The organism is Lentibacter algarum (assembly GCF_018860975.1).
Lineage (GTDB): Bacteria > Pseudomonadota > Alphaproteobacteria > Rhodobacterales > Rhodobacteraceae > Lentibacter > Lentibacter algarum_A.
In genome coordinates, this window is record NZ_JAHKQI010000009.1 from 199,907 (window position 1) to 219,815 (window position 19,909).

18 protein-coding genes are annotated in these 19,909 nt (G+C 56.8%); 12 read left to right on the top strand and 6 right to left on the bottom strand.

Going from position 1 to position 19,909, the window contains the following annotated elements; genetic code table 11:
• The first annotated feature begins 44 nt into the window (after positions 1-44).
• Both KO498_RS14870 and KO498_RS14875 read left to right on the top strand, forming a co-directional pair.
• On the top strand, positions 45-491 hold the full coding sequence (locus tag KO498_RS14870; protein WP_215960708.1) for a DUF302 domain-containing protein: 447 nt from the start codon (positions 45-47) through the stop codon (positions 489-491).
• Positions 492-721: 230 nt separating this feature from the next.
• The gene (locus tag KO498_RS14875; RefSeq protein WP_215960709.1) at positions 722-2,260 is read left to right on the top strand and encodes a calcium-binding protein; all 1,539 of its coding nucleotides are present in this window, start codon (positions 722-724) and stop codon (positions 2,258-2,260) included.
• 138 nt (positions 2,261-2,398) lie between these two features.
• Here KO498_RS14875 and clpB read toward each other — a convergent pair whose 3' ends face one another.
• On the bottom strand, positions 2,399-5,014 hold the full coding sequence (clpB, locus tag KO498_RS14880) for an ATP-dependent chaperone ClpB (RefSeq protein WP_215960710.1): 2,616 nt from the start codon (positions 5,012-5,014) through the stop codon (positions 2,399-2,401).
• Positions 5,015-5,254: 240 nt separating this feature from the next.
• Here clpB and KO498_RS14885 point away from each other — a divergent pair, with 240 nt between their 5' ends.
• The 4 genes from KO498_RS14885 to KO498_RS18355 all read left to right on the top strand — a co-directional run bounded on the left by KO498_RS14885 (position 5,255) and on the right by KO498_RS18355 (position 8,627).
• Positions 5,255-5,527 carry a hypothetical protein gene (locus KO498_RS14885; protein ID WP_215960711.1) on the top strand — a complete coding sequence of 91 codons (273 nt, stop codon included), beginning with the start codon at positions 5,255-5,257 and terminating at the stop codon, positions 5,525-5,527.
• Positions 5,528-5,659: 132 nt separating this feature from the next.
• Entirely contained in the window at positions 5,660-6,388 is a 729-nt protein-coding gene (locus KO498_RS14890; RefSeq protein WP_215960712.1) for a phosphatidylethanolamine N-methyltransferase family protein, read from the top strand.
• A gap of 30 nt (positions 6,389-6,418) precedes the next feature.
• The gene (gene pyrF / locus KO498_RS14895; protein WP_215960713.1) at positions 6,419-7,147 is read left to right on the top strand and encodes an orotidine-5'-phosphate decarboxylase; all 729 of its coding nucleotides are present in this window, start codon (positions 6,419-6,421) and stop codon (positions 7,145-7,147) included.
• A gap of 178 nt (positions 7,148-7,325) precedes the next feature.
• Positions 7,326-8,627 carry a calcium-binding protein gene (locus KO498_RS18355; RefSeq protein ID WP_215960714.1) on the top strand — a complete coding sequence of 434 codons (1,302 nt, stop codon included), beginning with the start codon at positions 7,326-7,328 and terminating at the stop codon, positions 8,625-8,627.
• 67 nt (positions 8,628-8,694) lie between these two features.
• On the opposite strand, the gene KO498_RS14905 is transcribed toward KO498_RS18355, so the two are convergent.
• Positions 8,695-9,003: an NfeD family protein gene (locus tag KO498_RS14905; protein WP_215960715.1), complete on the bottom strand. Its 309-nt coding sequence runs from the start codon at positions 9,001-9,003 to the stop codon at positions 8,695-8,697.
• A complete protein-coding gene (locus KO498_RS14910) occupies positions 9,003-9,842 on the bottom strand; it encodes an SPFH domain-containing protein (protein ID WP_215960797.1) in 840 nt (279 codons plus the stop codon). The genes KO498_RS14905 and KO498_RS14910 overlap by 1 nt, the downstream gene beginning before the upstream one ends.
• 144 nt (positions 9,843-9,986) lie before the next feature.
• Here KO498_RS14910 and KO498_RS14915 point away from each other — a divergent pair, with 144 nt between their 5' ends.
• The gene (locus KO498_RS14915) at positions 9,987-11,240 is read left to right on the top strand and encodes a DNA polymerase IV (RefSeq protein ID WP_215960716.1); all 1,254 of its coding nucleotides are present in this window, start codon (positions 9,987-9,989) and stop codon (positions 11,238-11,240) included.
• A 114-nt stretch (positions 11,241-11,354) separates the two neighbouring features.
• On the opposite strand, the gene KO498_RS14920 is transcribed toward KO498_RS14915, so the two are convergent.
• Positions 11,355-11,672 (bottom strand): hypothetical protein, encoded by a 318-nt coding sequence (locus tag KO498_RS14920; protein WP_215960717.1) that lies wholly within the window; start codon positions 11,670-11,672, stop codon positions 11,355-11,357.
• A gap of 464 nt (positions 11,673-12,136) precedes the next feature.
• Entirely contained in the window at positions 12,137-13,522 is a 1,386-nt protein-coding gene (locus KO498_RS14925; RefSeq protein ID WP_215960718.1) for a mechanosensitive ion channel family protein, read from the bottom strand.
• Positions 13,523-13,763: 241 nt separating this feature from the next.
• On the opposite strand from KO498_RS14925, the gene leuC reads away from it, so the two are divergent.
• From leuC to KO498_RS14945, 4 genes are all read left to right on the top strand, one after another.
• Positions 13,764-15,170: a 3-isopropylmalate dehydratase large subunit gene (gene leuC, locus KO498_RS14930; RefSeq protein WP_215960719.1), complete on the top strand. Its 1,407-nt coding sequence runs from the start codon at positions 13,764-13,766 to the stop codon at positions 15,168-15,170.
• Entirely contained in the window at positions 15,170-15,775 is a 606-nt protein-coding gene (gene leuD / locus KO498_RS14935) for a 3-isopropylmalate dehydratase small subunit (RefSeq protein ID WP_215960720.1), read from the top strand. The genes leuC and leuD overlap by 1 nt, the downstream gene beginning before the upstream one ends.
• Positions 15,776-16,120: 345 nt before the next feature.
• Complete coding sequence (locus KO498_RS14940) at positions 16,121-16,960, top strand: hypothetical protein (RefSeq protein WP_215960721.1); 840 nt, start codon at positions 16,121-16,123, stop codon at positions 16,958-16,960.
• 146 nt (positions 16,961-17,106) lie between these two features.
• Positions 17,107-18,015, top strand: coding sequence for an endonuclease/exonuclease/phosphatase family protein (locus tag KO498_RS14945; RefSeq protein WP_354667668.1), 909 nt, complete (start codon positions 17,107-17,109; stop codon positions 18,013-18,015).
• Here the strand turns inward: KO498_RS14945 and KO498_RS14950 are convergent.
• Positions 17,947-18,873 carry an NAD-dependent epimerase/dehydratase family protein gene (locus KO498_RS14950; protein WP_252731469.1) on the bottom strand — a complete coding sequence of 309 codons (927 nt, stop codon included), beginning with the start codon at positions 18,871-18,873 and terminating at the stop codon, positions 17,947-17,949. The two genes, KO498_RS14945 and KO498_RS14950, sit on opposite strands and share 69 nt — an antisense overlap.
• A gap of 93 nt (positions 18,874-18,966) precedes the next feature.
• Between KO498_RS14950 and KO498_RS14955 the strand changes: the two genes are divergently transcribed.
• The gene (locus KO498_RS14955; protein ID WP_215960722.1) at positions 18,967-19,863 is read left to right on the top strand and encodes a LysR family transcriptional regulator; all 897 of its coding nucleotides are present in this window, start codon (positions 18,967-18,969) and stop codon (positions 19,861-19,863) included.
• Positions 19,864-19,909 lie beyond the last annotated feature (46 nt).

Below are 19,909 nucleotides of genomic sequence, written 5' to 3' on the forward strand. Positions count from 1 at the left end.
GGCTGCGTTAACACACCTGCCAGACAAATTCATGAGGAGACATCATGCGCGCCCTTCTTTCAGCCTTCGCCATGCTCGCGGCCACGACCGCAATCGCCGACACCTCAACCATGATCACCTACACGACTTCAGACAGCTTTGAAGATGTGATCTTCGGCCTGGAGAACGCAATCATCGACGAAGGTTTGGTTATTGAGGGTGTCAGCCACGTCGGCGACATGCTCGAGCGCACAAAAGCCGATGTCGGCTCTGACATCACCCTGTTCTCCAAAGCCGACACTTACAGCTTTTGCTCTGCCAAAATTTCGCGCGACGTGATGGAAGCCGATCCGATGAACATCGTCTTTTGCCCTTACGACATCTTCGTCATCGTCTTGCCTGACAAACCCGACGAAACCAAGATCGGCTTTCGCAGCTTCCCTGAAGGCGAGATGAAAAAAGTCGAAGCACTGCTTGATCGCATCGCCAAAACCGCAATCGGAATTGAGTAATACCCATCTCGGATCACAGCGCCCTACTCGCTTGTTACCTCAGCCGATCGGCGCAAAACCAAGACTGGCATTACAGTAAATGCCAGTTTGCAGTTTTCGCCATCGAGCGCGAGTTTCCGCCCAGTTTCCCAGGTATCGACAAATTTATCGTCCAATTGGCTTGCCTGCGTGGTATCACCAGTGCTTGACGCAGCACTGAACATGCAAGCCAACAACATGGATTTTGACGAATGCCACCTCTCTCAAATGTTAACCTCAGTCAGTATTTCTATGGTAACTCACTCGTAAATCACTACAGCGACAGCCCCCAGACCAACGTGCCTTATTGGCTCAACCAACTGATCAATCACACTGAAGGCAGCTACGCCGCAAATGGCGGCTACGGCTTTCTCCAGCAGTTTGCCGATCGCCCCGAGCCAAACAATGAATGGGGCTTTGAGGGCGTTGCGGGCCTCTGGGACTCCGACGTTAACAGCTTTGAAGATGTGACTTTTGATCAAGTGATCATAACCCCCGCCAACTTCATTCAAGACCAAACCCCCAGCACGCTCTACTATGGCAGTGGCTACAGCCCGCTTACCGCAACAATCGACATCATCGGTGACACCCTCGCAGATCAGCCATCCGCTGACGTCTTCATCTATGAAGGTTGGTCCGATCTTGGCTTGTTCAGTGAGGCCTTCCCGCCCTCAAATGCCGTGATGCAAAGCTATTTTTCCTTCAACCAGGCCGACTATCACGACTGGTATCTGAGCTATGTCAGCAGTTTGCAGGCAGAATTCCCCGATGCCAGCATCACGCTCATTCCAGTCGCGCCGGTGCTTGCGGGCTTGCTCGCCGACGGTGGCCCGCTCGCTGGCCTCGCAACAACCGACGTGTTTGTTGACAGTGCCCCGCATGGCACCGACACGCTCTATTTTCTCGCAAGCCTGATCACCTATCAGGCCACAGTCGGTGCGCCCGCACCTCTCGGGTTTCCGATTCCGGACAGCATTCACAGCCTCGTCGCCGACAACTTCGCCGAGGTCGTCGCATTTGTCGAAGCTGAGTCCGCTGTTTACTTCGGCGGTGACGATCTACCCGACAGTGGCGTCAACATCATCAACGGCACAGATAGTGACAACCGCATCACAGGCACGGAGGATGATGACAGCATCGAAGGCTACGACGGCAAAGACTCCATCAATAGCAAAGCCGGCGATGATGTGATCGACGCTGGTAACGGTAACGATGACATCCGCAGTAGCCTCGGCGATGACAGCATTCTCGGAGGCAATGGCCACGACATAATTCGCGCAGGCGCGGGCAGCGACACTTTGCGTGGCGGTTCTGGCAACGACACCCTACGCGGCGGCGAGGGCAACGACACTTTGCGCGGTGGTGCTGGCAACGACAGCCTCAACGGCAATGCCGGCGACGACCTCCTCATCGGCGGTGCACGCAAAGACAAGCTCAAGGGCAACGCCGGAGACGACACACTGGTCGGCGGTGCGGGCAATGACCATCTCACAGGCGGTGCAGGTGAAGATGTGTTTGTCTTTGCCACGGGCAGCGGCAAAGATCAGATCAATGACTTTGAAGATGGCTATGATCTCATCGACCTGCGCGGATGGGGCCAAAGCTTTTCCGCTCAACTGGCCTCTGGCATGATCGACGTCACCATCGGCGCGGGGCAGAGTTACACACTCGTCAACGGCAGCGACAGCATCACCATCAAAAACACCTCCGGCGAAGGCATAACACTTACCGAAGCCGACTTCCTCTATTAATGCGCTTCGAAATCAAATTGTGGCTCAGCTTAACCTCGAAACGCTTTAGGATAGCTTTGCCGTCGACAAGGCTTCACCAAAACCGGCGCTAACGGTAAGGGCCGCTCCTCATCGGGGCGGCCCTTTTCGTTTTATAGCTTAATGCACGACTGCATCTTCCGGCGGCTCGCGCCTGCTGTTGCCAACACGATCACCGATGATCAAGCCCTCGGCTCCCGCGCTTACGGCGATGCTATCACCGTCATGCACATCGCCCGACAAGATCGCCTCGGCGAGCGGGTTTTGAAGTGCGCGCTGAATCACCCGTTTCAAAGGCCGCGCCCCGAAGACAGGGTCATAGCCCTCATCGGCAAGCCAGGTCTTTGCAGCGTCGTCCAAATCCAGCGTGATCTTGCGACCCGCCAGCCGCTGCGCCAAGCGCATGAGCTGTATTTCGACAATCCCGCTCATATCATCGCGCGCGAGGCGGTCAAAGATGATCGTTTCGTCCAACCGGTTGAGGAACTCGGGCCTGAAGTGCGCCCGCACCGCATCCATCACATCGCGCTTGGCATCGGAGGCATCGGCCCCGTCCGGCAGTTGGCTCAAAGCCTGCGCGCCGAGGTTTGATGTCAGGATGATCAGCGTCTGCTTGAAGTCAACCTTACGGCCCTGCCCGTCGGTCAAAACACCGTCGTCCAGAACCTGCAACAGCACGTTGAACACATCAGGGTGCGCCTTTTCAACCTCGTCAAACAGGATCACCTGATAAGGCCTGCGCCGCACCGCTTCGGTCAGCACACCGCCCTCGTCGTAGCCGACATAGCCGGGAGGTGCGCCGATCAAACGGCTGACCGCATGCTTCTCCATGAACTCGCTCATATCAACCCGTGTCATCGCGTTCTCGTCATCAAACAGGAACTCGGCAACCGCTTTGGTCAGCTCGGTTTTACCCACGCCAGTTGGCCCGAGGAACAAGAAACTGCCCAAAGGCCGCCCCTCGTCATTCAGCCCGGCCCGCGCACGTCGCACCGCGTTCGACAGCGCTGTAACAGCCTTGCTCTGGCCGATAACCCGCTGATGCAAGTCAGCTTCCATATGCAGCAGTTTATCGCGCTCGCCTTCCAGCATCTTGCCGGCTGGCACGCCTGTCCAACGCTCGATAACTTGCGCCACGTGCTCGGGCCGCACGGCTTCTTCCACCGTCATATCGCCCTCGCTGGCCTCGGCCACGGCGAGCTTCTTCTCAAGCTCGGGAATAACGCCAAAGCGCAGCTCACCGGCGCGGGCAAGGTTGCCCTCCCGCGTGGCGATTTCGCCCTCGGCACGGGCTTGATCAAGCTGCTCTTTCAGCTCGCGTGCGCCTTCAAGCTTGTCGCGTGCCGCTTGCCAGTTGGCCGACATTTCGTCCGACTTCTCCTGCAAGTTGCCGACATCTTTCTCAAGCTGTTCGAGGCGCTCCTTCGACGCCGCATCGTCTTCCGCCTTCAAGGCCTCAACCTCGATCTGCATTTGCAAAATCTGGCGGTCAAGCGCATCAAGCTCCTCTGGCTTGCTGTCGACTTCCATGCGCAAACGGCTCGCGGCCTCGTCCATCAAATCAATCGCCTTGTCCGGCAAAAACCGGTCAGTGATATAGCGGTTCGACAAAGTCGCCGCCGCAACCAAAGCACTGTCAGAGATGCGCACACCGTGGTGAAGCTCATACTTTTCCTTGATGCCACGCAGAATAGAGATCGTATCTTCCACAGTCGGCTCTTCGGTAAACACCGGCTGAAAACGCCGCGCCAAAGCTGCGTCTTTCTCAACGTGCTTGCGGTATTCGTCCAATGTCGTTGCGCCAACACAGTGCAACTCACCCCGCGCAAGCGCGGGCTTAATCAGGTTCGCCGCGTCCATCGCGCCGTCTGCCTTACCCGCACCAACAAGCGTGTGCATCTCGTCGATAAACAAGATGATCTCGCCCGCTGCATCGGTCACCTCGTTGAGCACAGCCTTTAGCCGCTCCTCAAACTCACCACGATACTTCGCGCCAGCTATCAAAGCGCCCATGTCGAGCGACATCAGCTTTTTGTTGCGCAGGCTTTCAGGCACATCGCCGTTCACAATGCGTAGGGCCAAGCCTTCAGCGATCGCGGTTTTACCAACGCCCGGCTCCCCGATCAAAACAGGGTTGTTTTTCGTGCGGCGGGACAAAACCTGCATTGTCCGCCTGATCTCGTCATCACGGCCAATGATCGGGTCAATCTTGCCCTCTCGAGCGCGCTCGGTGAGATCAGAAGCATACTTGCTCAACGCCTCATAGCTGTCTTCCGCGCTAGCGCTGTCTGCCGTGCGGCCCTTGCGAATGTCATTCACAGCCGCGTTCAACGCCTGCGCATTCACAGCGCCCGCACTCATAGCTTCCTTAGCGGCCGACTTGACCATGCCAAGCGCCATCAAGACCCGCTCGACCGGCACAAAACTGTCGCCCGCCTTTTTGGCAAGGCTCTCGGCCTCGTCGAGCACCTTCATAAGTGATTTATCAACGTAAGGCTGCCCCGTATCGCCGCTCACTTTGGCAATTTTGCCAACAGCCGCGTCAACCGCTTCCTTCACCCGCTGAGGCGCACCGCCTGCTTTGGTGATCAGGTTGCTCGCAAGCCCCTCGCTGTCATCCATGATGGCCTTAAGCAAGTGCTCGGGCATAACCCGCTGGTGGTCTTCCCGCATCGCTATAGTTTGTGCCGACTGCAAAAAACCACGCGCGCGCTCGGTGAATTTCTCCAAGTTCATATCGTTCTCCTTTTATAAGCCTTCCCAGCTGGCGCACCCAAAAGAGGCATACGTCGCGTCGGGAACCTTGAGATTAAAATGGGGAACACCCCTTTGGCCTTCAAGGGCATCCAAGCGGAAATCCGCACATATCTTCACACATTTTCACGAAAACGTGGGCAGCCCCTTAAACCGTTACATTTCGCCCCCATGTTGGTGTCAGGCAAGCGGCATAACCGCGCCTCAAACAGGAGACGTAACATGACCAATAAACAGACACGCATCGCACGCATCCGCTATAATCTTGAGTTTGCCGGCTATGAAGCCGTTGTTTTTATCAGCGAGAACGGCACGGATTACACCTATCCGAGCTTTGTGACCGCCCCGCTTGACGCCGAATACGCGCTGGTGATGCGCAGCCTGACAGAGGCCGCCTATCGCAAACACCGCTCTGATAACCCGGGCCTGCGCTCCTACCTGCGCCGCCTGACAAATACGCCTTTTGCACCAACGCACCCCCCGCTGGCCGCATAAGACGTTACTGCCTGCGCAAGCCCCCCTTGCGCAGGCACAGAGGCCCGTGCTGGTGCCGTCTTGCTGGCTTTGCTCGTGTTTCGCTATAAATCTATAGTTCAGGTTAATGGCGAAACACTCTAAGCTTCTACCATGAACACATTGGAAGACATCCGCACCCGTTCGGGCCTCGCCGACCTTTTTGAAGGCCAGTTACAGCACATTGGCATCGCAATCCTGATGACCCTCGGGGCGGTTTCCCTGCTCGAACCAACCGAAGGCGCAAGCCTCCTCGGCGTATCAAGCGTTGCATGGGCCAAACTCTCGATCAGCCTTGCCATACTGCATCAAGTTATCGTTGCGCTCGGCTTTCGCACACAACTTCATCTCAACTGGCTGACCAAGCGCTTTGGCGACAATGACATGAAAGTCTGGGCGCTGGTCTTCATACCTCTGCTCATCGCCCGCCCGATCTCGCTGATCATGGTTGGATGGGCCGACGCCACGCCCATCACCCAGTTCGCAACCCTGCAAATGCTGCTCGGCCTCGCCTTGCTGGCCCCCGCACTCTGGGCGCTGCACTCGACGTTCAAACACTTCACCATCCCCCGCGCCTTGGGCGGCGATCACTTCCGCGACGCTTACGCTCAAATGCCCCTCGTCAGCAAAGGCATCTTTGCCTACACCAGTAACGGTATGTATGGTGTGGCCTTCCTTGGCCTCTGGGCCATAGCCCTGCTGTTCGGCTCTTGGAATGCGCTTGTTGTGGCGTTGTTTCAGCATGCCTATATCTGGGTGCATATGTATTGCACCGAGCGCCCCGACATGGACTGGATCTATGGCAACCGCGCCGCGCTTGCGCCAACAGATGATCACGCGTAAACAGCCGCGAACCAACAGCCGGAGCACCCCATGACACAGCCGCTACCAGACGACCGCCTGATCGTCGCCCTCGACGTGCCAAACGCGATCGAAGCGCATCAACTCGCCATGAACCTCGGCGATGCCGTGTCGTTCTACAAAATCGGCCTCGGGATGCTGACAACCGGCGGGCTGGCTCTGGCCAATGAGCTCAAGCAAGAACACGGCAAACGCATCTTTTTGGATATGAAGCTGTTTGACATCGGCGCAACGGTTGAGGCCGCCGTGCGTGGCCTTGCGCAGTTTGATCTCGATTTTCTCACAGTCCACGGTGACCCCCATGTTGTGCGCGCTGCCAAAGAAGGCGCGGCTGGCAGCGACATGAAGATCCTCGCCGTGACGATCCTCACGTCGCTTGATCGCGAAGATCTGAACGCATCGCTGATCAAAGAAGGTGAGATGCAGGCGCTGGTGCTTGAACGCGCCGGACGGGCTTTCGAAGCTGGAGCCGATGGCGTCATCGCGTCACCGCAAGAAGCACGACTGATCCGTGATCTGCCAGACGCAGACGGCAGGCTTATCGTCACCCCCGGCGTGCGCCCTGCTGGTGCCGAACTGGGTGATCAAAAGCGCGTCGCCACGCCAGCAATGGCTATACGCGACGGTGCCGACCACATCGTCGTTGGCCGCCCTATCTGGCAAGCGCCAGACCCCGCACAAGCCGCACGCGACGTTTTGGCCGAGATCGGTTCACCTCAAGCAAGAACGCCAAACCGCTAAACGCGCGAATTTGAGCAAAACAGCGCTCACAAGGCCGAAAACTACGCGATTCTCCGCCATTTTCGCCAGTTTTCCATATTTCAAGCAGTCGTTGACGTCGAGTTGACGGTAGGGTCGCGCAGATTTTACGCAACCCAAGGGCCCGCTCACGGACAGCCCGCAACTGCAAGGATATCGTATGCCAACTCCAACGACAGGCACCACTGGGACCAATTTTGACAACATTATCGACATGATCTGGGCTGACCCCGGTCTGACTGCAAGTGTGTCGCAGGAAGATATTATCGGCGGAACCGAAGCGGCCGACGCCATGAACAACATCATCGTCGAAGCCATTAACGCTGAAAACCTGTTTGAAGACGGGTTGATCACGATCGCTGATGTCCACACGCTCAACGACTATATCCGCGCCAACTACTACGACGAATGGGTCGTTCACCACGGCAACGATGAGGGCAACGTCGAGACCGGCTTTCACCTCGTGCAAGACGACGGAGCCACCTCCCTGCTCGAAACTGACGATCTCGTCGATTCGGTGTTTGACGGGCTCTATCACCTCGGTTTCGAAATTCGCAACGGCATTATCTACAACGAAGACGGAAACGCTAACGCCACAGTCGGCCACCTCGCGCATTGGCTCACCTGGGCAATGTCGGGCGGGCTATCTGCCTACTTTGGCACGGCAGAAAACAACTTCGTTGAAGGCTATAACCTCGACGACTTGCTCCTCCTCGGTGCCGGCGATGACATGGGCGTTGGCGGCTTGGGCGACGACACGCTGCGCGGCGAAGGCGGAGACGATCTGCTCACAGGCAAGGGCGGAAACGACCAGATTTTTGGTGGCAACGGTCACGACGAACTCCTCGGCGGAGAAGGCAACGACTTGCTGAAAGGGGGCGCCGGCAACGACGAATTCTGGGGCGCAAATGGCAACGACACGCTTAAGGGCGGCCGCGGAGAAGACACCATGCAAGGCGAAAACGGCAACGATGTGCTCAATGCCGGTGGCGGCGATGACTGGGTCGATGCCGGCAATGGCAACGACTACCTCAGAGGTGGCCGTGGCAACGATGCGCTGCATGGCGTTCAGGGCAATGACACGCTTGCGGGCCAAAATGGCAACGACACGCTAGACGGCGGCATCGGGAACGACAAGCTCAGCGGTGGAAACGGCGACGACCGCCTCCTCGGCGGCGCTGGTGACGACAAACTTATTGGCGGCGCTGGCAATGACTTGCTTTCAGGCGGCGACGGCGCAGACCGCTTCATTTTCGGAGCCTCCGACAATGGCGACGACACCTTGCTCGACTTCTCTCATGCCGAAGGTGATCTGATCGTGCTGCGCAACAACGTCGAAGCGTCTTTGTCCTTTCAGGATGGCACTGACACTTTGATCACCCTCACCCACGCGGTTACAGGAGAGATGCTGGGAACGGTTACCGTGAGTTCCGCGCTCCTCACAATGGATGACTTCGCCTGATCAAGGCGCAAAAAAGTAAAGCCGCTTGCTTTCGCAGGCGGCTTCTCTTTTGGCAAAATGCTGCGATCTAGTCGTCGTTAATGTCGGTTTCCCAAACCTTCACCTGCCCGTGGCGCACGCCGGCCACGCGGCGCATGACAAGCCAGCCAACCAGCGAGAACAGGGCAAACAGCAAAAACGTCGTGGCGAACGAGCCCGCAAGGAACGTCGACACCGGCCCACCGATCCCGAGCAATATGCCCACGACACCAGCACCGATGGCAAAACCAAGCAGAATAAAACCGGGCGCAAACAGCTCAAGTATGCCCAAGGCTACGGCGGCCGCAAACCACGCCCAACCGTTGGTCCAAAGTTCTGTGCTTGCAACCTCTTCCATCACTTGCCTCCCTTAAGCATCTTGAACGCATCACCAAAGGCTTCCATCGCGTTGGCCGGCAGCAAGATCGTCTGCTTGCCCTCGCCCGCGCCAACGGTGGCCAGTGCTTCAACCTGCTTGAGCGCAACCTGATACTGCGCCGCCTCGATGCCGTGGGTGGCAATCGCTTTGGCAACAACTTCTGTCGCATAGGCTTCCGCATCCGCAGCAATCCGCCGCGCTTTGGCGATCTGCTCGGCCGAGTAAAGCTCGGCATCTGCGTTCAACTCAACCGACCGCTTAGAGCCTTCCGCGCGTGTCACCTGAGCGCGGCGTTCGCGCTCGGCGTTGAGTTGCTGCAACATCGCATCGCGTGTCGCTTGATCAAGGTTCACATCCAATATCTCGGCCCGGGTCACTTCAATGCCCCAGTCATCTACAGCGCTTTCAACGCTCGACTGGATCTGGCTGATCAAAACCGAGCGGTTTGACTGCACCTCATCAAGCTCCATCAGGCCGATCTGCGCGCGCACAATGCCTGTAACCGTCGTCGCAATCGCGGCGTCAACATCGCGGATCCGGTAAACTGTCTTTTCCGGTTCGAGAATACGGTAAAACACGCTGGTTTCGACCTGCACCAAAACGTTGTCTTTGGTGATGGCGTCTTGTTGGGCTGTCGGCAACTGCCGCTCAAGAATGCTCACTTTGTGACGCACACGGTCAAGGAACGGCACAATAAAGTTGATCCCTGGCCCAAGCACCGAGCGCAGACGGCCAAACCGCTCTACAACGTGCTTTTCTGACTGAGGAACAATTCGAACCCCAAGCAGAATACAGAAAATGATAAAGACGGCGATCATGATCGTGACCAGATTGCCGCCCAAAAATTCAGCTATTAGTTGTTCCAATGTTTTGATCCCTCTTAAAGTCGTTGTGTTAAATATGGGGTGTTTTGCAGCATTTTCCAAGTGGTATTGCTCCCAAGCGCGCTTTAAGCTGCACCTATGCCAAGCCTCTGCCGCGACTGCCTTGCCACATTTGAAAGCCATGCGCGCTGCCCCGAGTGCCGCAGCCCACGCGTGCGTTCGCACCCTGAATTGTTCAGCCTCAACATTGCCCATATGGACTGTGACGCTTTCTATGCCTCAGTCGAAAAACGCGACAATCCCGAGCTGGCGAGCAAACCGGTGATCATCGGCGGCGGCAAGCGCGGTGTTGTCTCGACAGCCTGCTACGTTGCGCGCATCCGCGGTGTGCGCTCGGCGATGCCAATGTTTCAGGCGCTCAAGCTCTGCCCCGACGGCGTGGTCGTGCCGCCCCGAATGAACGCATATGTTGAAGCCTCGCGCGCCATCCGCGAGATGATGCTTGAACTCACCCCCGAGATTGAACCGCTCTCGCTTGATGAAGCCTTCATGAACCTCGCAGGCACCGAACGCCTGCATGGCCGCCCGCCCGCCGTCATGCTCGCGCGGTTGATCAAGCGAATGAAAGACGAGCTCGGCCTCACAGGCTCTATCGGACTGAGCCACAACAAATTTCTCGCCAAAGTTGCGTCAGACTTGGAAAAACCCAAAGGCTTCTCGGTGATCGGCGTCGCCGAAACGCAGGAGTTTTTGCAAGATAAACCGGTCAAGCTTATCTGGGGCGTGGGGGCCGTATCGCAGGCCTCGCTGGCCAAGGCAGGAATACACACCTTCACCGACTTGCTCCGCTGGGAGCTGGAAGATCTGACAGCACGCTTCGGTTCTCTCGGCACGCGGCTCTATCACCTCGCCCGCGGCGAAGACAGGCGCCGCGTTTCGGCACACGAACCGGTGAAATCAATCTCCAAGGAAACCACCTTCTTTGAAGACACCGGCAATCTTGAGCTGCTGGACGGGCACCTCTGGCGTCTCGCCGAGCAAGTCGCAGACAACGCCAAAGCGCGGGGTCTGGCGGGGCAAGTGGTAACGCTGAAACTGAAGAAATCCAACTTCCAGTCGCTCACCCGCAGGCTCTCGCTGCGCGACAGCACCCAGCTGGCTGATGTGATCTATCGCACCGCCCGTGGTCTGTTTGATCAGGTTGCAAGCGAAGCGCCGTTCCGGCTGATCGGCACTGGTATCTCCGGCCTCGTCTCCGCCGATGACGCCGACCGTGCCGGCGACCTGCTCGACCCCGACGCAGGCAAACGCTCCGACATCGAACGCGCAACCGACAGCATCCGCGAAAAGTTCGGCAAAAGCGCCATCCGCAAAGGCCGCGCCCTACGATGAGCTTCAATCAAGCTCGACCCGAACCGGACATTCCCTGAAACCCAAGCAAAAGTCCACAGCGCGGGACGAAGCTGCCGTTCAAGAATTGAGTACCAAGGGCTGCTTTCATAAACTTTATTGACGGGGCTTTCGCCATATCCGACGAATTAGGAACCAACCTAGGCATGCAAAAAGCAACGGTACGCCCCAAGCTAGAAGCATGAAACCAAAGTTACCAAGGTCGAACGACCAACCAACTAAGGTGCAACGATTAATGAGATTTCCACCTTCAACTAAGACCATCATTGCAGCCTCTGAGCTTATGTCCAAAAGTCTTTGTTCAATATTGTCAGGAGCAACAACAATAGGGTCACATAAAACGCTACCACTTACGGCCAAGCCAATGACGGCACCCACTATGAAGCCTAATAATTGACCAATAAACCTGCCCATTCTGCTCTCCTTAACCCAATGCTGTAAGGACAATCGCTAGGTGCAGCTTTGGTCCCTCATAGGTTCAATTTTGCAAGAAGCTCGTGAAGCGAACCGCTTTCAATCTCCTACATAGCCGACATTCGACGATCAAGCAGCATTCGTCACTCTGGGCTCAAACCCGCCATTCGCTGCAGCATCGACCAAGAACTGGTTTCTTTTTCAGGTCAGTTGATGACGCTAAGGTTAAAAGCTTCCTAGGGTCTACCTTGCCTCGCAAGGATATCCGGCGCCACCGCACGTTGCGTTAAGTTAATGTCGCTAAACCCGCTCGGCAAATTTGTGCATACGCATTATGCACTGTGGTATGCACTGCTATATGCACCCGAGTCACCTGCGAGCAGCTCGCATCTGCAAAGGTTAACGCTTTGGAACGTAGCCTGAGGCAAATCTATAGAAATGGCTGATAAGCTCGCAAAATAAGGCTAATTCGCTTCGTCTTCCAACATCCGGACTTCGCGTTGTGGGAACGGAATAGAAATGCCGCCCTCTTGAAACGCGTCCCACAGCGCCAGATAGACATTCCCGCGAATGTTCGTCAGCCCCCCCGTCGGATCAGAAATCCAGAACCTCAGGATATAGTCGACCGAGCTGTCACCAAAGCCGACGATATGACAAACCGGTGACCGGTGCACCAACACCCGCTCAACGCTCTTCGCCGCCTCGATCGCAAGCGCGCGCACTTTGTGAGGGTCATCTCCGTAGGCCGTGCCAAAGAAGATATCTAGCCGCACAAAGTCGTCAGAATGCGACCAGTTCACAACCTGTCCGGTGATCAGATCTTCGTTAGGAATAAGGTATTCGCGGCCATCACGCGTGACAACTGAAGTATAGCGTGCACCCAGTGTATTGATCCAGCCGAACGTCTCGCCAAGGCTGATCACATCTCCCGGCTTGATCGACTTATCAAGCAGAATGATCACGCCGGACACGAGGTTGGAGACCACTTTTTGCAGGCCAAAACCAAGGCCGACACCGATCGCACCGGAGAGAACGGCAAGGCCAGTGAGGTCAAACCCGATGGTCTTTAGGCCGATGTATGTCGCCAATCCGTAAAACCCGACCTGCGCGAACTTGACCACCAGAACTTGCATTGAAGGGCTTATGTCTTCGTTCTTGCGCACCCCGCTGGCCGTTGACTTCGAGACAAAACGGGCAATGAAAAACAGCACTCCGAGCGTAAACGCCGCCTGTAGCAGAAACCACAGTGATATCCTTGTGGTGCCCAGATCAATCGCCGCTGAGTCAAGCAGTCTGCGCGCCTCTTCGGTTACGCCAAAGGCTGCAAGCGTGATCCACGCCCAGCCTACATAGCGCACCAAAGTTCGCAATAAGTTGTTGTTTATCAGTCGCGTAACGACCGCAATCACCAGCCAGGCCAGGGCAAGATTGGCCACCCAACCAAGCAGATACGAACGCGACGGCCATGTGATTTCGCGCATGATCCAGACGAGCGGAAAGATCATCGACACAAACAGGATCAGCCGCAAACGTCGCTCGATCAGCAACAAAAACCGCAACCGCCACTTGGGCCAGTTGTCACGCGTGCGCATCCATTCGCGATAGCGAGGTGTCAGCAACTTGGCGACAAGATGCGCGAAAATAAAAAGCCCGAGCGCAATACCTATCTGGTAGACGTTCCAGGGCCTGAACAAGCCGTCAACAAACACTTGCACCTTGTCAGCCAGCGACAAAACCACTTCCTGCGCAACCGATGCTGCGGCCTCGGCAGATTCAGCAACCGTGTCTGCTGCGTCCCCCGGCTCGGTGCCGGCCGCTCGCTCTGCCTTTAAGTCTGTCTCGCCAGCCATAGATACCTCTTAGCACAAACCTTACATGCCGCACAGAAGTGGGCAAGCGCTTTGCTGATCGCACTCTTGCGAGTCATTGCAGCAAGATGTATCTGCTATGTCATGATCATGATATTCGACATTGATGACCGCGCCCGCCTACGTGAGCGCTTTTACGGCGAAACCCGCGCTGTAGCTGCTTGCTTGTAAGCTCCGCAACACCTGTCGCAACACCTTCATTCAACAACACGGGAGAGGACCTATGTCCCCCAAAACGCTTTACGACAAAATCTGGGATGCTCACGTCGCCCACGAAGCCGACGACGGCACTTGCCTGCTTTATATCGACCGTCACTTGGTGCACGAAGTGACCAGCCCGCAAGCCTTTGAAGGCCTGCGCATGACGGGCCGCAAAGTGCGCGCACCGGAAAAGACCATCGCGGTGCCGGATCACAACGTGCCAACCACGCTTGACCGCGCCAACGCCGCAACGATGACCGAAGAGAGCCGCATTCAGGTTGAGGCACTCGACAAAAACGCCAAGGAATTTGGCGTGCATTACTATCCTGTTTCTGACGTGCGCCAAGGCATCGTGCACATCGTCGGCCCCGAGCAGGGCTGGACATTGCCCGGCATGACAGTGGTCTGCGGCGACAGCCACACCGCCACGCACGGCGCTTTCGGCGCGCTGGCACACGGCATCGGCACCTCCGAAGTCGAGCACGTTCTGGCCACGCAAACGCTGATCCAGAAGAAATCCAAAAACATGAAGGTTGAGATTACCGGTAAGCTTAACCCCGGTGTGACAGCCAAGGACATCACCCTCGCGGTGATCGGCGAAACTGGCACCGCTGGCGGCACTGGTTATGTGATTGAATACTGCGGCGAAGCCATCCGCGATCTTTCCATGGAAGGCCGCATGACCGTCTGCAACATGGCTATTGAGGGCGGCGCGCGCGCTGGCTTGATCGCGCCTGACCAGACAACATACGACTACGTCAAAGGCCGCCCCCACGCGCCAAAAGCCGGCCAATGGGAAAACGCCCTTGAGTGGTGGAAAACGCTCTACACCGACGAAGACGCCGTGTTTGACAAGACCATCACGCTCAAAGGCGAAGACATCCAACCAGTCGTCACATGGGGCACTTCGCCCGAAGACGTTCTGCCGATCACAGGCTATGTGCCAAACCCCGATGACTTCACCGGTGGCAAGGTTGAGGCTGTCAAACGCTCACTTGAGTATATGGGCCTCACACCAGGCCAGAAGCTGACTGACATCGAGATCGACACAGTGTTCATCGGTTCCTGCACCAACGGCCGCATTGAAGACTTCCGCGCTGTGGCCGAGGTTGTCAAAGGCAAGAAGATCAAGGAAGGCATGCGCGCCATGATCGTTCCGGGCTCGGGCCTTGTCCGTGCGCAAGCCGAAGAAGAAGGCCTCGCAGATATCTTCAAAGAGGCTGGCTTTGAGTGGCGCCTCGCGGGCTGCTCGATGTGCCTCGCGATGAACCCTGATCAGCTCTCGGAAGGCGAGCGCTGCGCCGCAACCTCAAACCGCAACTTTGAAGGCCGCCAAGGCTACAAGGGCCGCACACACCTCGTGTCCCCCGCCATGGCCGCCGCCGCTGCGATCACTGGCCACCTCACTGACATTCGGGAGATGATGTAATGGAAAAGTTCGAAAAACTCTCAGGCATTGCCGCGCCGATGCCGCTGGTCAATATCGACACCGATATGATCATCCCCAAGGTGTTCCTCAAATCAATCGAGCGCACCGGCTTTGGCAAGAACCTGTTCGACGAGATGCGCTACAACCGTGACGGCACCGAGATCGAAGACTTTGTTCTCAACCAGCCGGCCTACCGCGAAGCACAGATCCTTGTGGCCGGTGACAACTTCGGTTGCGGCTCCTCGCGTGAACACGCCCCGTGGGCAATCGCCGACTTTGGCATCAAGGCGGTTATCTCAACCAGCTTCGCCGACATCTTCTTTAACAACTGCTTCAAGAACGGCATCTTGCCGATCGTCTTGCCGCAAGAAGTTGTCGATGTGCTGATGCAAGACGCCGAGAAAGGCGCCAACGCGCGCATGGAAGTTGACCTTGAAGCGCAGACCGTGACAACATCAGATGGCGAGATCTTTAGCTTTGAAGTCGACGCGTTCAAAAAGCACTGCCTGCTTGAGGGACTTGATGACATCGCCTTGTCGTTGGAAAAAGTTTCCGCAATCGACGCCTTTGAAGCAAGCGCCAGCACAGCGCGCCCTTGGGTGTAAGACTTTTTTAAGAGCGGTCATGGAAACTCTTCCCATGGCCGCTTTTGAGCAATTTGACTAAAACTTCGTTACTCAGCCCCTATGGGCACAATTACGATTTTCCACAAAATCTGGTAAATTTCGTTTCTTTCGCCACATTTACGCTCCGCAATTGATGCAATCTCGCACCACTTGCTCCCTTAAAACGCCCCATTTCCAAGCTCTTATCAAACCAACACTTGAGCTGAGAATCGAAAGAAGGCAAAAATTGGGCAAGATTGAGGCATACCGTCACAAACGACGGGATCAAGTTGGAACAAGGCCGCGGCAACGCATCGCAGCCAGCCAAGTTGAGAGGATTGGGCAGTGGTAACCCGGATGGCAGGCGCAGTTTTGCGCGCAATACTTATGGCTTTGCTCGTAGCAATGCCTGCTCTGATACTTCCGGGTATCAGCGCTGACTCGACGCAAATTGTTGTGCTCGCAGCGCTGCTGGCGTTTTTGCTCACCTTCATCGAGTATTACAGCCAATACCCATCAATCATCGAGTTCCGCTACGCTTCGCCGTTCAACCGGCTCCGCTTTTTTGCGCTCTTCGTGTCCGTCACTTTGCTGTCAGTCATTTGCGCCAACAAATCCGATCCAACCCCGATTTCCGCAACACTCTCGCAGATCGGAGTGGCTTGGGGCAACGTGCTCGACTTCCCGTTCTCACCGGTGCGCCTCGTTGTGCTGATGATGCCCGAGAATGCATCGGAAACTCTGATCGCGTCAGTCCGCACCGCGGCTGGCCTGTCATATTTCATCTCGATCATAGCACTGTTTGTCTTCATCACACTTGTGCGCCTGCTCGGATGGCCAACACGCAACCGCGCCTTCAACGTCTGGATCAACCTCCCCTTGTTTGATCCAACCGCAGGCGGCGACGTTGTTCACCGCTTGAAGCGCGATGCTGGTCTTAACATTGTGTTAGGGGTTTTGCTGCCATTCTTGATCCCGGCGGTGGTGAAAGCGACATCGAGTTTTATCAACCCATTGTCACTTGAGAACCCGCAAACGCTGATTTGGACAATGACTGCATGGGCCTTTTTGCCAACATCAATGATCATGCGCGGTGTCGCTATGGGGCGCATCGCCGAGTTGATCGAAGAGAAGCGCAACCGCGCCTATTCGAGCTCCGAGCAGGCGGGCATGCAAACCGCCTGATAGCTGGGCTATTAGCGCTATGCCTCTCGACCCCGCTTACAGCCGACGAACTGCGCATTGCCTTCTTCAGCGCCGACCTTAGCCGCAAGGGCCCGGGCTTACTTCTCCGCGATATTGCTTCTGGCAAAGACCAACAAATCGCCGCCGTGCAAGAGATCATCAAGCAAATCTCTCCCGATATTCTGCTGCTGTCTGACTTTGATTATGACGCCGACTTACGCGCGCTCAATGTCTTTAACCAGCGGCTCGGGGCCGCTCGCTATCCGCATCTCTTTGCTCTGCGCCCAAACTCCGGCATGCACACAGGCCTTGATCTCAACGGCGACAAACGCCTCGGTTCACCCCAAGATGCACAGGGCTTTGGCTACTTTGCGGGGCAAGGCGGGCTGGCCTTGCTCTCGCGCTACCCCATCAACAAATCTGCCGTGCAAGACTTTTCGACACTGCTTTGGAAGGACATGCCAAACGCCCTATTGCCAACATGGCCCGACGGTTCGCCCTTCCCCTCGCCCAAGGCGCAAGCCGTGCAGCGCCTTTCATATGTCGCGCATTGGCTGGTGCCAGTGCAGCTTCCTAGCGGGCCCCTAAACCTGCTCGCCTACCAGGCTACCCCGCCAGTGTTTGACGGCCCCGAAGACCAGAACGGCAAGCGCAACCACGATGAAACTGCTTTTTGGCTGCACCTGCTCGACACACCGCAAGCCACTCCGTTTGTGCTCCTTGGCGGCTCAAACCTTGACCCGGCCGATGGCGATGGCCGCGTCGAAGTTATGCAAGCTCTGCTCGCGCACCCCGCTCTGCAAGACCCGAAGCCAGCAAGCGAAGGCGGCAGGCAAGTCGCAAACCCGAGTCACAAAGGTGACCCCGCGCTAGATACCGCCGATTGGAAAGATCCTTTTCCGGGCAACATGCGCGTCGACTATGTGCTGCCATCGGCGGCCTTTAAGGTGCTCGACGCAGGCGTTTTCTGGCCCGCGCCGACCGCATCAAACAGCGCTCTCGCGAGCCGCGCCAGCCGTCACAAGCTGGTTTGGGTTGACGTCGAGCTGCCTTAACACCGTCTCAAGTGGTGTCGCCTCAAACTCTGGTAAGAGCGCGTCAAACCTATCCGACGAAAGCCAATGCGAGGTGTCAAAGAGATAGCGCATCTCCAGGAGTTCCCGCGCCAACTCCCAAAACGGCGCGGTCAGACGGAAAAGCCACCAGGGAAACGCACGAACAATGAGTTTGCTCTGAGTCATTCGCTCGATCTCGGCCTTCAATTCATCAAGTGAAAACGCATGCCCCGGAAACGGGATGTCCTCATAGACACCCAGCGCCTCACGCTGCTCCGCCAGCAACGCCACCGCGCGCGCCCAATCGGGGAGATAGGCATAGGCGTGCTTCACTCGACGATCGCCCGTGGCGCCGATCCGCCCCTTCTTGATTTTGTTGAGGATCATAAGTGAAACAATATCGGCGTTCTTGTCTGGGTCGATAAAACTACCGGCCCGTAGGTTGATCACTTGCACCCCGCTATGTGCATAGCGAGCTTCCATGTCGGCTCTGATTTTACCTTTGCGTGACACGGGACGGTGCGGCGTCTGCTCCGACCATTCACCCGCCTCATCGCCAAAAACATAGACATTGCCGGGCAAAACAACGGTCGCGCCGCTCGCCTTAGCTGCGGCAATAACCTGTTCGGTGATCTCGGGAATGATCTCTGCCCAGTTGTGATAGTTCGGCGGGTTCAGCCCGTTGATGATCACATCACAGCCCATGGCCGCCTCGGTCATATTGCCCTCTGCACGGTCATACTTTCGGCAGATCCAGCCGCGCGCCGTGAACGCACGTATTGCATGGGTGCCGATTTTGCCGGAAGCTCCAAGAATGAGCGCTGTCTTTTTCAGGCCCTGAGTTGGGTTTTGTGTCATGTCTCTTTCCTTTGGTTGGTGATGACAGCAACCTGATGCATCCATCCGCGAATAGAAATTGCGCAAGAATCTCTATGTGCTATTCAAATGTGAATGGACAACATGCTCTCTTCCCTCAACTGGTCGCTCGTGCAAGCCTTCCTTGCGGTCGCTGAAACCGGATCGCTTTCCGAGGCCGCGCGCAGGCTAAAGCGCAGCCAGCCAACTCTTGGCCGTCAGATCCAGCGGATCGAAAAAAGCCTTGGCGTCGAGCTCTTCCAGCGTCATGCCCGCGGGCTTGAGCTCACACAAACGGGTGCATTGCTGCTTGAGCCTGCACAGAACATGCGCGCTGCTGCGAAGGCACTCGAACTCGCGGCAGAAGGCCAGGACACCAGCCTTGAAGGCGCTGTCAGGATCACCGCCAGCGAGTTTGTCGCCCATCACATCCTGCCACCGGCTCTCGCCCGACTGAGACAAGATGCCCCCGGCATCAACCTCACGCTTCTGCCCTCTAACACTACAGAAAACCTGCTGTTTCGCGAGGCCGACATCGCCGTGCGTATGTATCGCCCCGATCAGCTTGACGTCGTCACCAAAAAGATCGGCGAAATCGGCGTCGGGATATTTGCCTCCCAAAGCTATCTCGCCCGAACAAAAAAGCCGCAAGCACCCGAAGACCTACCCGAGCATGACCTTGTCGGTTACCACCAAAACCCGCTGATCATCGAGGGCATGCGCGCCGCTGGCATCCCTGCTGACGAGAGCTGGTTCACCGTCAAATGCGACGACCAAACTGTCTACTGGGAGCTGGTGCGCGCAGGTTGCGGCATAGGCTTTTCGCAAACCAGTATTGGCATCAACACGCCCGACATGGTGCAACTTTTTCCCGAGTTACCGATCCCGAGACTGCCAGTCTGGCTCGCGGTGCCCAAAGCGCTGCAACATACGCCCCGCGTTCGTCACGTTTGGAATGCACTGGAAGAGGGCCTCAAGCCGCATGTTTCTTGACGCTCCGCGCCCAAGCCGATAGCTGATAGACAACTTATCAACTCAA